Consider the following 15,143-nt stretch of genomic DNA (forward strand, 5'->3'; position numbering starts at 1 on the left):
ATAAATCTAATAGGATAAATTCTCTCCTTTTGTTGACATATGTCATTATTTGCTTTTTTAAAATGAGATAAACTTCGCCTTAAAATTTTTAAAAAAAGGAGAATCAATGCGTGAATACAAAAAGTATTGGCTAGCACTTGTTGCAGTACTAGTAATTTGCTTTAGTATTTTAGGCTACTACGGCGTTGAGGTTTATAGAAGCTCGCCACCAGTTGTAAATTTTACAGATGAGAATGGCAATGTCGTGATCGACAAAGAGAGCATCTATAAAGGTCAAGAGGCCTGGCAAAGCATAGGAGGTATGCAAGTTGGCTCTGTTTGGGGACACGGCGCATATCAAGCACCTGATTGGAGTGCGGACTGGCTTCATAAAGAGTTAGTTATATTTTTAGAGTTAAAAGCAGATGAAATTTATCACTCAAAATATGCTGACTTGAATGACGAGCAAAAGGCAAATCTAAAAGTTCTACTTAAAAAAGAGTACCGAGAAAATGGCGTAAAAGACGATAAAATCGTACTTAGCAGCGATAGATTAAAGGCTATGAAACAAGTAAGCCAAGAGTATTCGTCACTTTTTGGAAATGACCCTAAGTTTAAATCTTTAAGAGAAGCTTATGCGATGAAAGAAAATACTCTTCCAAATGCTTCTGATAGAGATGATCTTAATAACTTTTTCTTCTGGTCAGCCTGGGCAACCGCAGCAAATAGACCTAATAGCGATGCTACATACACAAATAACTGGCCACATGAGCCACTAATCGATAATGTACCAACAAGCGAAAATATCTTTTGGTCAATCGCAAGCGTTGTAATACTTATTGCTGGTATTGGATTTCTTGTTTGGTTTAGCTCTTTTTATGGTAAAAAAGATGATGAAAAGTTGGAAGCTATTAGCGAAGATCCACTTAGTAAATTAAGCCTAACTCCATCTCAAAAAGCTCTTAAAAAATATCTTTTTGTAACTTTGGCTCTTTTTGCATTCCAAATTTTAATAGGCGGCTTTACAGCTCACTATACAGTAGAAGGACAAGAATTTTACGGTATAAATTTATCAGCCTATATTCCTTATTCACTTGCTAGAACATGGCACATTCAGGCTAGTATCTTCTGGATTGCGACAGGATTTTTAGCAGGCGGTCTTTTCCTAGCACCTATTATAAATGGTGGTAAAGATCCAAAATTCCAAAAGCTTGGCGTAGATTTATTATTTTACGCATTACTAATCCTTGTAGTTGGCAGTTTTGCTGGTGAGTATTTAGCGATCGCAAATATTATGCCTATAAATTTAAGCTTCTGGTTTGGACACCAAGGATATGAATATATCGAGCTTGGACGTGTTTGGCAAATTATTTTATTTGTTGGCCTTGTCATTTGGATGCTACTTTTACTTCGCGGATTTATCGGCGGATTTAAGAACAAAGGTGACAAAAATTTACTTGCTATCTTCGCAGCTTCTGCTGTTGCAGTTGGATTATTTTACGGAGCAGGATTATTTTACGGTCAAAGAAGTCCACTTCCAGTGATGGAATACTGGCGCTGGTGGGTTGTACACCTTTGGGTTGAAGGCTTTTTTGAAGTCTTTGCTACCGCTTCACTTGCTTTTGTGTTTGTTAGTCTTGGTCTTGTTTCAAAGAGATTTGCTACGTTTTCAACACTTGCGAGTGCATCACTTTTCTTAGTAGGCGGAATTCCAGGAACTTTCCACCACTTATATTTTGCGGGCACTACAACACCTATAATGGCAGTTGGCGCTAGCTTCTCAGCACTTGAGGTAGTTCCTCTTGTATTGCTTGGCGCTGAAGCTTATGAGCATTACAGGCTTCAGTTTGCTCAAACTTGGGCTAAGACATTAAAATGGCCACTTTACTGCTTTATCGCAGTTGCTTTCTGGAATATGCTAGGTGCTGGTGTATTTGGATTTTTAATCAATCCTCCGATTTCACTATTTTATATCCAAGGCCTAAATACGACTCCAGTTCACGGACATGCTGCGCTATTTGGTGTTTATGGATTTTTAGCGCTCGGATTTGTTTGGCTAGTAGCTACTTATCTATTCAAAGGTCAAGAATTTGATGAAAAACTTATGAAAGTAGGTTTTTGGGGCCTAAATATAGGTCTTATGCTAATGATCGTACTTTCGTTGCTTCCAATAGGAATTTATCAAGCATTTGCAAGCCTAGAGCATGGTATGTGGTATGCAAGAAGTGCTGAGCTTTTACAACAATCACACTTACAAAATTTAAGATGGGTAAGAATGATTGGCGATACGATTTTAATAATCGGTGGAATTAGCTTCCTTGCACAACTTCTAAAATTTATGCTTAATAAAAAAGCTTAAAACTAAAGGGGTATTTTGCCCCTTTATTAAGCTATCTTTTCATAAAATAACGCAAATTTAAAAGGAAAGAAATGATTACATTTTTTAAAAGAATTTGCGTTATTTTTATTGTACTCTTACACTCTTTTTTGGCTCTTGTAGTTGATTATTCGTTTCCACACTATGCAAATGTGCAAATCACAGGTGGTGATGTCAAACGTATGGACAAAGATGGTATCATCGACGCTAAAAATCCGGCAGATGGTCCTACCAGAGATGTTTATTTTATCTATACTAAAGATTCTAATAATTCAAATAAGGTCATGGCTTATAGAAATGAAGATACTGCATGGGGATTTCCGTTTTATTTTAAATTTAACTCAGCTGATGTACAAGCCAAAGCTCAAGGCTTTGCAAATAGCGATAAAAACGTAACTGTAAAATATTATGGATATAGAATTTCTATGCTTCAAGAGTTTAGAAATGTCATCTCACTAAAAGAAAGTGGCACAGATACTAGTTGGCCGGTAGCTAGCTATGTATTTTACTTTATCTTGTTTATCTCGCTAATAATTTGGATAAGAAAGATAAATAAGGCCTTTAGACCAAAAACTAGTGAAAATTTAGAGAAATAGATAGTATTTGTTTTAGCTATTTGATATTTTAAAAATCAAAAAGAGAACTTTGTTTTTCTTTTATCTTTGAAAAATTCTAGTGCTATCAAGTATATTTTTAGATCGTTTGCTCTGCTATGCCATTGCCATACTCCTCTACGCTTTCCCAGTCCATAAAATAAAATTCTACATCTAGATTATTTTTAAGAAAATCACCCGCTTTTTATGGGCATATAATTCTTTGCCTTGCCATTCATCAGTTATAACCTATTTAGTTCGCCAAGATCTTCTTAAAATGGCTTATAGGGAAGCATTCTTGTATCTAGATCTATCTTACGCAAGGATATCTATTCTGTAAATTTTTAGACATTTTTTTGATTTTTAAAGTACTCTTTCATTATGTTTGGACGTTGAGTTAAAAACCAAAATTGATAATTTGATAAGGTTTTTATAACTCTGATAATCTAATTAACAAAGCTAAATGAAAATTACTCATAAAATTTACAAAAATATAGTTGGATTTTTAACGCTTAAAGGATCGCTCAAACGCTTGGGTAAAATTTTAAATTTAAAGCCATTTGCTGGCACAGTAGTTTTTGCAACAGGTTTTTTAGATTTTAGAAAGAAAATTTATAGTGAATTAGCTTAAATTTTAGGGGCAAAGCTGCCCCTAGTTTTAGTAAAGACCGAAAGTTCCGTCTGTTCTTTTGTAGATCACGCGCATTTTGGCATCAACATCGTTAAATACATAAAATTGTTTATCGCTTGATTTTAGTTTCTCAAGTGCTTCTTCGACTTCAAGTGGTTTATAAATTTCAAGCTCCATAGGCACTATCTCCTCGACACCCTCTATCTTTTCTTCACCTATTCTTGAGCGAAATTCTTTGTCGTCAGCCTTACCTTTTACGGTAAATTTCTTATCATGCTCTCTTCTTAAAACTTTTGATGCTTTTTCGATAGCAAGATCGATCGCAGCGTAAAGGTCTTTATCTTTTTGGCGAACGACTATCGTATCTTTATGGGCCATATTTAGAGAAAATTCTGCATTAAAGCCTTTTTTTCCTTGTTTTTCATCGGCTGCTACAACACATCTTGCTGAGATGATGTCGAGATTGTATTTGCCAAGCGTATCAAAAGCGTCTTGGATATAGTTTTTGATTGGCTCTGTTAGCTCAAATTGTTTTCCTACAATGCTTATGTTCATCGTAATCTCCTTTATAGAAAGTAAGATGATTATAACACGCTAAAACTAAAAACAAATTAAACTAAAATCTTTATAAAATTTTAAAGTTTCTGAAGAGTTCGTTTGTGAAAATTTATAGGATTTGGCGTTTTTTTATCTTTTGATGTTACAAAAACATCAAAGATCATGTTGCCAGTACTTGCGACTCCCTCAGTGCCAGGCATGATGGTCGGTGGAGTGCATATGCCGATATCGCCAAAGTAAGTTATTTTTACTTTAAAGTCGAACATATCGTTAAATTCTCCATTTACTTTATCTAAGCATTTGTTTGAGAAATCGGTTCTAAAAATTTCAAACATCGCATACTCTGCTGCTGCTTGAGCAACGAGCTGCGCTTGCTCTCTTAGATAAATTTCACTGCTTTGTCTAGCTGATGTGCTAGCTATCGAAAGGGCAAGAGTGCTAATAGAAGCTGCTACAACTAGAAAAAATATCGCTGCTATTAACGTAAATCCTCTTCTCATTAATACACTGCCTTTGATTTACAAATGGTTATTTCTGATTTTTCTGCTTTAAGGCAAAGCTTTAGCGCGATGACACCATTTTTTTCTGTAAAGACAAATCTTGTTACGTGTTTAGCTAGTGTTGCACTTTCAGCTTTGATATCCTTTGTAGATGTCGAGCTAAATTTTTTAAAGCCTTCATTTAGCCATGGCCTATAGTTGTAGTAAATTTTAAGGTCAAAAGAGCCATTTTGTATATCCTCGGCACTTTGCTCAGCTGGCGCTATGGCAATGGCTGTGTAAGCTAGCTTATACTGTTCTGAAATTTTTTTATTTTTAAAATCACTTGAAATCTTAAGCGTGTCGATTGATTGTATGCCAACTTTTGCGATATCTAAGTGCCTTTGGTCTAAATTTTCTTGATAGCCAAAACTACTACCAACTCTATAAAGTATGCTAGAAAATATCGCTACTAAACCACCATTTTCATTATCGGCGTTTATACACCTAGAACCGCTATTTACATCTTCTTCATTGCTATCATTTTCGCAGGTCAAGTCCATTACGCCGTTTCTAAAAGCATCATTAAATTTGCTTCCAGGGCTTTTTAGTCCATTTGCAACAGAGCTATTTGCAAGATCTACATATCCGCTATATATGCCTTCTTCGATGATAGGATCTCCGTTAGTATCATCTCCTTTATATTCGTTTATGCCATCAAATAACTCATAAGCAGCTGGGATAAATTCTAAAATTTCAAAGTCACTACTTAAATTTACGCCACTATCATTTAGAGCTAGATAATCTCCATTTTTTTTTCTAGCGATAACGCTTTGTTTGATTCTGTGGCTAAGTAGCATTGAAATTTGCTCTAGAGCGATTTCGCTTTGTGTTTCTAGTTCGTTTATTACTTTGCTTTGAAAATAGTTTTGATATAAATTCATAAGTGTGTTAAAGCTCATCAGTGAGATAACGCCAAGTACAGTGATGACTATTATTAACTCAATTAATGTAAAAGCTTTTTTTGTTTTTTTCATTTCCATTCTTTTACACTTAGAGTGCTGCTTTCACCTATATTAAAGGCATATCCATAAAGTACGCTTTTACTCTCTTTTGTAGTTTTCATAGTCGTATCTAGCTTTATCTGTAAAACGTCGTTATCGTTTAAAGGAGTGCTAACTACAAATTTATCAGCTCCATTTGTTATGGTTGGAGTCGTCTCTGTATCTATGATAAAGTCGCGTTTAGTGGTACTGGCAGTTGGTGAGATGGATTTTTGGGTATTGAAATTTTTGATAGATTTTACTTTAAAATTTACGCTTTTGATTGATTCTGGAAGCTTTGAATCACTAGGTCTTATGGCGCATGCAGATGAATTTTGCACTGGATATGCAAGTATCCTATGTCCTTCACCTTTTACACCGCTTTTTTCATAAAAATCTGGATTTGCCCCTTGGTCGCAGATAATAAGAGGAAAAATTATAGCCTCTTGAGTAGTTATAGAAGATGGCATGGTATTTTTACCTGCTATTAAGACTTGATCACTAAATGGTGCTTTTAATATTAATGACATATAAGTTTTAGCATTCATTAGTCCTTCTTGCATTAAGGACTGCTCGCTTAAATTTGAAGTAGTTCTTACCGCTAGTGGCAAGCTTGCACTTACTATGGCTACTACAAGCACTGACAAGATAAGCTCTATCAATGAAAAGCCACCCCTTTTTACCACTCTATTCTCCTGTTTGTCTTGTCGCTTATATCTAGGTTACTATCGCTATTTGATTTTACTCCTATAAAACCTCCAACTGCACCGCTTGTCTTATCTTCTATGTTATTGCTTTTTAGGACTTTACCAGCCCATTCGCCATTTGGTACTAGAAAATTTAGATTGAAATTATTTGTTTCAGGTTTCTCATCAAATTCACTATAAAGAAGCCAACTAGGTGCTCTCATTTTAGCCACATCAGTAACTGCCGAAGGGTTTCTTATAAAAATTATTTGCTCACCATTGCTTATGTTACTTACATCATTTCTTAAAACAGTACCGCTGTAAGTATTTGTAAAGCTAAAGTCGTGATAGTTAAGTACTCCTGCGCTATGTTTTGGATTGGTAGCCCAAAATGGCGCAGCTGGAAAGTCTTGCCATAGTTTGCCATTATCTTTCATATAGATATTTTTATTGCACCCGTCGCAGTAGGCACCATAATAAATTTTGGCATAAAAGCCACTATAAAGCCCTTCATAAAATGGTGCATAAACCCTACCAAAGTAAAATTTTGCCGTTGTTTCTGTTGCTGGTTTTTCATATTTTTTTACTGTATCGGTACTATCTGACATGCCGCTAAAGCTAAAATCATTACTTGAAATAGTAAAAGGATTTTTAGCATGATTTACTTTTCTTTCAAAATTAAAATATACTTCACCCTTGCCTACACCATTTACAAAAGTGTTTTTCTCTACATAAAATGTTGATTTTGTAGCACTTGGATCTATTGCTTTTCTAGTATTTGAGCCAGGAATTTCAAAAAATAAAATTTCTTCATTTGCTTTTGCTAATGTACCGGCATTGCCATCGTTATCTGTAAAATTTAAAGGAACTCTGTCTAACTTTATGTCAAAGTTCATATTTTTTGCATAGCAATCTTCATTATAAAGTTTTGCAGGATCATCGTTAAATAACCTGGCAGTTACTTCAAAGTCAAGCTTTGCTTTTTGTATGCCTTCATTATCAAGGTATGTTATATCGTTGTCTTTTGTTATCTTTAACTTACTTATTTGTATATCTTTTGGCCTAAATAGATAATCTCTATTACCTTCTAGCTTTATACTACATCCGATCCTTCCTTCTTGAGCAGTATCTTGTGATGGATCGTTGCTAATTGAGTTTTTTACACAATCATCAGCTCTTGATGGCGTATGTTGATCAGTTATTGTATAGTCTTTGTCTAATACATAAAAATATGTATCACCTATATCTGAGTAAGAAAAGCCAACAGGTCCACTTGACGTGTGACGGAAAATTTTACCCAATGCTTTATTTGGATCGTTAAAATCTACGCTTAGTTTGTTCTCGCTCTCTATAATGCTAGGATCGCAGGTCGCACTATATGCTGGTACAAGTTTTATCTCTCCATTTGAGCCACTTATGTTGTTTGTATAGCCATTTGCTAAGCCACTATCAAGAGGTTTCATAGCCGCAAGAGCAATATTATTATAAACTTTGCCGCCTATTAAAACATTGTTATTATTGATCGTGTTCTTGTCGGTATCCCATAGTCTAAAGTGACTTGGTCTTATGGCAAAATCATCTAATTTTTCGCATTCAACCTTTGTAGTATTTGTCACTGGATCAAGATGAGAAATTCTAAATTTTACGCTTTTATAGGCTCTATCAATACTAATGCCTGACAACAAAATATCAGTTACGCCATTAAATTTTATATCTTGTTCATATAAATTTGTTGGAGCACTGCAAGACTCAACCAACTCTACTTTTACATCTACTGGGGCATCTGGTACTTTTTTGTTGCCATCTGTATCATAGTTTGTGATATAGACATTAAATGGCGTAGAAACGATTTTTGTTAGAAGTCTATTTTTAAATTTAGTTTTAAAAGCCGCTGAGCCATCGTCTTGTCTATTACTTGCGACGAAATTATTTGGACTGGCACTAACGCCTAAAGTAATGTTGTAATTTTGATTGCTACATCTTCTTATGTATGTGTCATAGGGCTGTAAATTTATATCAGCATTTGCGACCGTCGCTTTGTAACTATTTGGCTCAAATTTAGACTTAAGGGTAGTTTCATATATAGCATAAGCGTAGTTGCCTTGATGAATTAGCATTTCTCCACCCTTATTTGCAGCCGCACCTTGTCCCAAATAAAAAGTTAAGTCATTTCCACTTAGTTGCTGCAAGCCTGTGTTGTCGTTATAGTGCACCTGTCCTGACATAGTAAGCAAGTCACTAGGCCCTTGTGATGCTTTATCTGCGTATATGTAAGTTGAGTTTGGATTATAAATTTGACTTGGATCTATTGTAGCTTTTAGAGCAAAGTCTTGGGCAGCTTCATTAGTATTATTTGTAACTTCAACGAAAGTTTTTAAAATAGTATTTGCTGGCACTACCGTCGGAGTATTTTCTTGCACCTTTGTAAAAGTACTATCGCTAGGTTTTTTCGCATAAATATATTCCATATAACAAACATCTGGCTTATATATACTAGTAGAAAAGCCAACTAGAGCTAAATTTATACGGTCAGCACTTACAACATTGGCACCGCCTGAGCTCTTAATCGTTGTAACTGTAAATTTTATATCCGCTTCTTTTTGAGCATATGACATTTTGTCCGATATATCAAATATATCCAAGTCTGCTTGGGAGTGAAATTTTTTACCTGGATTTATAAGTTGTCCAAATTTTGTCATAGTTGAGTTAAACTGATCGCCTTGAGCATTATATCCGCTGGTAATACTCTGATAGCTGCCACCATTTTTTATCTTGATATCTTCACCCTTTGTTTCTGGCTTGCCGCCAAATGAAAACATTGTGAGCGAAGCATCTATATTTCCTGCTTTTGGTGTGTAGATATTTTCAAATTTTACATCTATGGTTGAGCTCTTTACAGTACCAAATGGATCGCTTGACTTCATCCAGTCCGCCGCAAGTCTTTCTAGTCCATCAAATATACTAACAAGCTTTGGCTCTATATTGTTTGCTGCAGCGGTTTTATCATCAAAGTCATAAATGATGACTAAACTCCAAGCTGCAAATTGTGGTGCGATGGATTGTATCCAGTAACCATTTTGCCCTTGAACTGGTGAGAATAGTAGCGTGCCGTATGTTTTTTTTAGTTTTCTATTAGTAGAGTTGTTTACCTTATATATGCCATCATTTGGGTCTATAAATTCATCACTAAAGGGAATCGTAGTTGATCTAATATTGCCAGCATAAAATGTCCTATCTGACTCGCTAGTGCCAAGAGAGTCTCTAACTATATCTGTTACATCAGCACTTGCTACATATTGATAGTTTATTCCAGCCTTTACATAGTAGCTATTAGACTCGTTTTGATTGTATGATTCAAGAGTCATTGATTTTGGTTTATACTCACTAAATGAACCAAACCAAAAGATATCTTTTGGATCAGCATCTATTGTGATTGCATTTTTTCCAGGAGCTTTAAAATCAATCCTGCTATATCCTTTTATGTAATTTAAAGCACTTACATATAAATTTGACCCAAGATTTTTTATTGCCCAGTTTTGATAAAGAGAGCCGCCCCAATAAAGCCTGGCATAGACTACGTTTTTGCCTTTTAAATTATTTTGTATAAAGGTATTTTTCTCACTAAAATCAAATGTGGAAGAGGATGAATTTTTACAATAAGGATGCTTGCTAGGATTATAAATATATGTTGTTTGACAAAGTGTGTAATTGCTAGGCGAAAAATTACCAGTATCTAAAAATATTCTATCGGCTGTAGATGATGTTCTTGTTACGTTAGATGGATCTGGAACAAAATTATATCCAGCGTATTGTGGAATCATAATAGTAGCACCAATGGTAGCTATATCTCCATTTACTCTGGTATTTAGATTTCCATTTATTGATCTTTGTCTTAAGCCTTTAGAGTGATCATCCCACATACCTATTAATGATCGTTGATTCCATGGAGAAAATTGCTCAACGTAAATATGATAGTGATCTTGTGCTAAGCCTGAAGAAAAGCTATTGGTATCTATCGTCCAGGTTCTATCAGATTTTCTTATGCAATGTGGGATATTTTTAGAAGAGTTATCTTGGTACTCTTCAGCGTCTATAAAGCAAGAATAATTTGCTCCACTACAACCAATAGATGCTGCTTCTGCTGTCGTACAAGCTCTGGGTGCACAAAAACCAAACGTGACAATAAAACAGAGTAAGTATGCTATCTTCACAACAAATCCTCTAAATAACAATAAAAAATCTATCCTTAGATTTTTAAAAGCTTTTAGCTACTATTTTTGTATAAAATTTTCTATCATTTCAGCTTGCCCGTACTGAGGATATTTGGCAATGTCTAAAACGACTTGGGATAAGGTCATATTGTCCATATTGCAAACGATAGGAGCTATAAAATTTACAGTTGATTTTTCAAGCGGGAGTGCAACAACGATAATGTTATAAATTCTGAGTTGAGAGCTTTCTTTAATCTCCATAAGATCTTCATAATAGCTTGGAATATCGAATTCGTAGCTTCTTAATGCAAAAGGATTTATCATTGTAAAAGATGTCTCATCATCTTTGCTTGCTAGCTTAACAAAAAATTTATCAAGTTCAATTAACTCCATCGTCTTGATATGCTCAAAGCCTAAAATAGGGCTTTTAACACTAAAAATCATACTAACTCCTATTTTGTAAAGTTGCCGTATTTTATCATAGTTTTAAAAAATTTATACAAAAATAATAGCAAAAAATGTAGAATACGAGGATTTAAACTTTTTAAGGAAAAGCATGAAAAGATTTTCTAAATTTCTAGCAGTTGTAGCTCTTTTGGGGCTTTTTAGTGGTTGTGCTGAAAAATATACCGAGCTTTACAATCTAACTCCTGATGAGTGGTATACTCAGGTTATCGCTGATATAAAAGATGGTGATCTTGAAGCGGCCGATAAACACTATGTCTCAATGGCAAGCGAACACGTAGCAAGCCCACTTTTAGAGCAAATTTTACTTATCCTTGCCCAAGCTCACGCAAATGATGAAGAGTATCTAATGGCAAATCACTATCTTGACGAGTACATCAAAAGATATGGTGACAACGGTCCAAAAACAGAGTTTGCTCAGTATCTAAAGATAAAAGCAAATTTTGACTCATTTACTCAGCCAAATCGTAATCAAAAGCTTATGGAAGATAGCGTAACCGAGATCGAAAAATTTCTTTATATGTACCCAAATACTGAATATAAGCCACTTATTGAGACTATGCTTATTAAATTCAAGCTCGCACTTTATTTCCTTGATATGCAAATAGCAGATCTTTACAATAGGACTGGTCGTGATGTTTCGGCTAAAATTTATGAGCAAAAGCTTGAAGATTCGCCGTTTAAAAACTCAGATCTTATCAAACCTGACGTGGCATGGTATAGAAAACTGTTTGAATAGGAGAAATTTTGCAAATAAACGAAAATAAAGGCTTCCCAACCGAAATTCCCATTATCGTTGAGGATGAGCTATTTTTATATCCATTTATGATAACTCCGCTTTTTTTAAGCGACGATGAAAATTTAAAGGCACTTGAACTCGCCATACAAGAAGAGACTCCGATCCTTGTGGTGCCCACAAAGCCTCAGCAAGACGGCGCTAGAGACTTTGATGGTATCTATGATGCTGGTGTGATCGGCACGATAATGCGCCGTGTACCACTACCCGATGGACGCGTGAAGGTGCTATTTCAGGGCATCGACAAAGGTAAAATTTTAAAACAATCAGGCATAAATCCGCTCCGTGGCATTGTCGATATGCTCCACGTCAAGCGCCCATCGCAGGTCAAAACTGACGCTCTTATCGTGGTTTTAAGAGAAAAAGTAAGAGAGCTTTCGCAGTTTAGCCACTTTTTCCCGCCTGATCTTTTAAAAACGATCGAAGAGAGCGCTGAGGCGATCAGGGTTTGTGACCTAGTTTCAAGCGCACTTCGCTTAAAAAAGCAGATCGCATATAGCTTTTTTGTCGAGGAAAATTTAGAGCAGCGCCTACTAAAGCTCATTGACTATGTCATCGAAGAGATTGAGGCAAACAAGCTTCAAAAAGAGATAAAAAATAAAGTCCATTCAAAGATCGATAAGACAAATAAAGAGTACTTTTTAAAAGAGCAGCTAAAGCAAATTCAAGCTGAGCTTGGAGCGGATACTAGCCGTGAAGAGGAGCTTGAAGAGTATCGCAAAAAGCTTGACGCGAAGAAGAAATTTATGGCTGAGGACGCCTACAAAGAGATCAAAAAACAAATAGATAAGCTTAGTCGTATGCACCCAGACTCAGCCGACGCAAATACCTTACAAAGCTATCTTGATTGGGTGTTAGAAATTCCATTTGAAAATATAGCTAAGAAAAAGTCCTCTATCACCGAAGTGAGCAAGCATCTAAATGCCGATCATTACAGCCTTGAAAAGCCAAAAGAGCGTATAGAGGAGTATTTTGCCTTGCGTGAGCTTTTGGAGCTTAGAGGCGTTGGTGAAAAGGTAAATAATGGCGCCATTTTATGCTTTGCAGGCCCTCCAGGTGTGGGTAAAACCAGCCTTGCAAACTCGATCGCAAAGGCACTAAAGCGTGAGCTAGTTAGGATCGCACTTGGTGGACTTGAGGATGTAAACGAACTAAGAGGCCACCGCCGCACCTACATAGGCGCTATGCCAGGGCGTATCGTGCAAGGTCTTATAGAAGCCAAGCAGATGAACCCAGTGGTTGTGCTAGACGAGATCGACAAGGTTGGCAGAAGCTACAGAGGCGACCCGACCGCGGTTTTACTTGAAATTTTAGATCCTGAGCAAAATAATAAATTTAGAGATTATTACCTAAATTTCAATATTGACCTTAGCAAGATCATCTTCATCGCTACAGCAAATGACGTGAGTATGATACCAGCCGCACTTCGAGATAGGATGGAGTTTATTGAGCTTAGCTCATACACACCACAAGAGAAATTTGAGATCGCTAAAAAATATCTCTTGCCTCAGGAGCTTAAGAAACACGGCCTAAAACCAAGTGATGTGAGCATCAGCAAAGAGGCACTTGAGCTAATAATTAGCGACTACACAAGAGAGAGTGGTGTGAGAAATTTACGCCGCAGGATCGCTGATATACTAAGAAAAGTCGCCAAAAACATCCTCACCAAAAAGAATGATGGCAAGATCAGTGTCACGGCTAAAAATTTGAAAGAATTTTTAGAGAAAAAGGTCTATGAAATCGAGCCAGCGGACAAAAAAGATCAGATAGGTCTAGTAAATGGCCTTGCGTGGACTAGTGTCGGTGGCGACGTGCTAAGGATCGAGGCTATAAGGATTCAGGGTAAAGGCAGCATGCAGATCACCGGTCAGTTAGGTGACGTGATGAAAGAGAGCGCTCAGATCGCATTTAGCGTTGTTAAAGTGCTAATAGACAACAAAAAAATAAAAGTACCGATGACTATCGTGCCAAAACTAGATGACGATAAGCGTAAGCTTGAAGCCAGCGATGTTTATAGACGCTACGATCTTCACTTGCACGTACCAGAGGGTGCGGTGCCAAAAGATGGACCAAGTGCTGGTATTACGATGGCAACTGCGATCGCATCGATACTAACCGATACAAAGGTAAGACACGACATAGCAATGACTGGTGAGATTACGCTAACTGGTAGAGTGTTACCGATCGGTGGTTTAAAAGAAAAACTGATCGCTGCGCACAAAGCAGGCATCAAAACAGCTCTGATACCTCGCAAAAACTATGATCGCGACCTTATCGACATCCCAGCTGAAGTAAAGGCTGATATGAAGATCATCGCAGTAGATACGATCGATGATGTGCTAAAAAACGCTCTTGTAGCTAAAAAATAATCTTTCCCTAGTCCTAAGTAAGATTAGGGCTAGGGAAATTTATAAATTTTGACGATTCTAAAATCCAAACAAAAAGCCATATAACGCATAAAAGCAATTAATAATTTAAACAATATAAGCACATGCAGCACACTAGAGAAAAATAAATTTTAAAATTTATGAGCGAGCATATCACGCTTCGATTTCAGTGGCAAGCAAATAGCAAAACCTGAATTTGGTAAGTTGCCAAGGCGAGCAAGTAAAGTTTTAAAATTTGAAAACGCTTTATTAAATTTATAAATTCCTTTTTATTCAAAAGAGAGACAAGAGGACTCAAATTAAGAGGCCGTTCTCTTATCTTACTTTTTTAAATCCGCTAAATTACTCACGTTCAAGGTGCATTCAATGGCACTAAAGCACTGCATGCGTTTTAAATACTCTGATAAATTTTAAAAATGTTCGCTTGTAAATTTTAAAATTTGCCGGACTTTTATTTTGCTGTAAATTTTTAGCTATTTATGCTTTGCCTCATGCTCTAAGAGCCAAATTTTAGTTGGCAAGCCGTCTCCACCTGAGTAGCCACCAAGCCCACTGCTAGCTAGCACTCTGTGACAAGGAACGATGATAGGCACTGGATTTTTAGCATTGGCCGAGCCTGCTGCTCGGTAGGCATTTTTGTGGCCTACGGCAAGTGCAAGAGCTGCGTATGTAGTCGTTTCTCCGTATGGTACTTTTTGTAAGGCCTCGTAAATTTTTGCTCTAAAATTAGTTGTTTTTATATCAAGCCTTACGCTAAATTTTTTAAGCTTGCCATTAAAATAAGCCTCTAGCTCATTCAAGCAAAGCTTTAAATTTTCATCTTTTACTGCAATTTTTTTAAATTTATCTACAAAATTTATCTCACAAATTCCATTTTTACTGGCAACGATCTCTAAAATTCCGATAGGCGATTTTAGGTAAGCTTTTGACACATTTGC

General features: G+C 36.2%; 12 protein-coding genes. 5 read left to right on the forward strand and 7 right to left on the reverse strand.

Annotated features, from left to right (window positions below; translation table 11 throughout):
* The first annotated feature begins 106 nt into the window (after nucleotides 1-106).
* The 3 genes from B9N62_RS05875 (at nucleotide 107) to B9N62_RS10495 (ending at nucleotide 3,580) form a co-directional block, all read left to right on the forward strand.
* Nucleotides 107-2,338, forward strand: a complete 2,232-nt coding sequence (locus tag B9N62_RS05875) for a nitric-oxide reductase large subunit (RefSeq protein WP_021090748.1) — start codon at nucleotides 107-109, stop codon at nucleotides 2,336-2,338.
* 71 nt (nucleotides 2,339-2,409) lie between these two features.
* Nucleotides 2,410-2,952, forward strand: coding sequence for a DUF1523 family protein (locus B9N62_RS05880; RefSeq protein ID WP_021090645.1), 543 nt, complete (start codon nucleotides 2,410-2,412; stop codon nucleotides 2,950-2,952).
* Nucleotides 2,953-3,412: 460 nt separating this feature from the next.
* Nucleotides 3,413-3,580, forward strand: a complete 168-nt coding sequence (locus B9N62_RS10495; RefSeq protein WP_180382161.1) for a hypothetical protein — start codon at nucleotides 3,413-3,415, stop codon at nucleotides 3,578-3,580.
* Nucleotides 3,581-3,607: 27 nt separating this feature from the next.
* On the opposite strand, the gene hpf is transcribed toward B9N62_RS10495, so the two are convergent.
* From hpf to fliW, 6 genes are all read right to left on the reverse strand, one after another.
* Complete coding sequence (gene hpf, locus B9N62_RS05885; RefSeq protein WP_021090930.1) at nucleotides 3,608-4,135, reverse strand: ribosome hibernation-promoting factor, HPF/YfiA family; 528 nt, start codon at nucleotides 4,133-4,135, stop codon at nucleotides 3,608-3,610.
* Between the two features lie 80 nt (nucleotides 4,136-4,215).
* Nucleotides 4,216-4,638 carry a hypothetical protein gene (locus B9N62_RS05890; protein WP_087584768.1) on the reverse strand — a complete coding sequence of 141 codons (423 nt, stop codon included), beginning with the start codon at nucleotides 4,636-4,638 and terminating at the stop codon, nucleotides 4,216-4,218.
* Complete coding sequence (locus B9N62_RS05895; protein ID WP_234411977.1) at nucleotides 4,638-5,654, reverse strand: type II secretion system protein; 1,017 nt, start codon at nucleotides 5,652-5,654, stop codon at nucleotides 4,638-4,640. The genes B9N62_RS05890 and B9N62_RS05895 overlap by 1 nt, the downstream gene beginning before the upstream one ends.
* Nucleotides 5,651-6,346 carry a type II secretion system protein gene (locus tag B9N62_RS05900; protein ID WP_087584770.1) on the reverse strand — a complete coding sequence of 232 codons (696 nt, stop codon included), beginning with the start codon at nucleotides 6,344-6,346 and terminating at the stop codon, nucleotides 5,651-5,653. Before B9N62_RS05900 ends, B9N62_RS05895 begins: the two co-directional genes overlap by 4 nt.
* Nucleotides 6,340-10,557, reverse strand: a complete 4,218-nt coding sequence (locus B9N62_RS05905; RefSeq protein ID WP_087584771.1) for a hypothetical protein — start codon at nucleotides 10,555-10,557, stop codon at nucleotides 6,340-6,342. Before B9N62_RS05905 ends, B9N62_RS05900 begins: the two co-directional genes overlap by 7 nt.
* 60 nt (nucleotides 10,558-10,617) lie before the next feature.
* Nucleotides 10,618-11,001: a flagellar assembly protein FliW gene (fliW, locus tag B9N62_RS05910; RefSeq protein WP_054196362.1), complete on the reverse strand. Its 384-nt coding sequence runs from the start codon at nucleotides 10,999-11,001 to the stop codon at nucleotides 10,618-10,620.
* Between the two features lie 112 nt (nucleotides 11,002-11,113).
* Between fliW and B9N62_RS05915 the strand changes: the two genes are divergently transcribed.
* Nucleotides 11,114-11,761, forward strand: a complete 648-nt coding sequence (locus tag B9N62_RS05915; RefSeq protein WP_087584772.1) for an outer membrane protein assembly factor BamD — start codon at nucleotides 11,114-11,116, stop codon at nucleotides 11,759-11,761.
* Nucleotides 11,762-11,769: 8 nt separating this feature from the next.
* The gene (gene lon / locus B9N62_RS05920) at nucleotides 11,770-14,187 is read left to right on the forward strand and encodes an endopeptidase La (RefSeq protein ID WP_087584773.1); all 2,418 of its coding nucleotides are present in this window, start codon (nucleotides 11,770-11,772) and stop codon (nucleotides 14,185-14,187) included.
* A 491-nt stretch (nucleotides 14,188-14,678) separates the two neighbouring features.
* Here lon and B9N62_RS05925 read toward each other — a convergent pair whose 3' ends face one another.
* Nucleotides 14,679-15,137 (reverse strand): methylated-DNA--[protein]-cysteine S-methyltransferase, encoded by a 459-nt coding sequence (locus tag B9N62_RS05925; protein ID WP_087584829.1) that lies wholly within the window; start codon nucleotides 15,135-15,137, stop codon nucleotides 14,679-14,681.
* Nucleotides 15,138-15,143 lie beyond the last annotated feature (6 nt).

The organism is Campylobacter concisus (assembly GCF_002165785.1).
GTDB classification, from domain to species: domain Bacteria; phylum Campylobacterota; class Campylobacteria; order Campylobacterales; family Campylobacteraceae; genus Campylobacter_A; species Campylobacter_A concisus_W.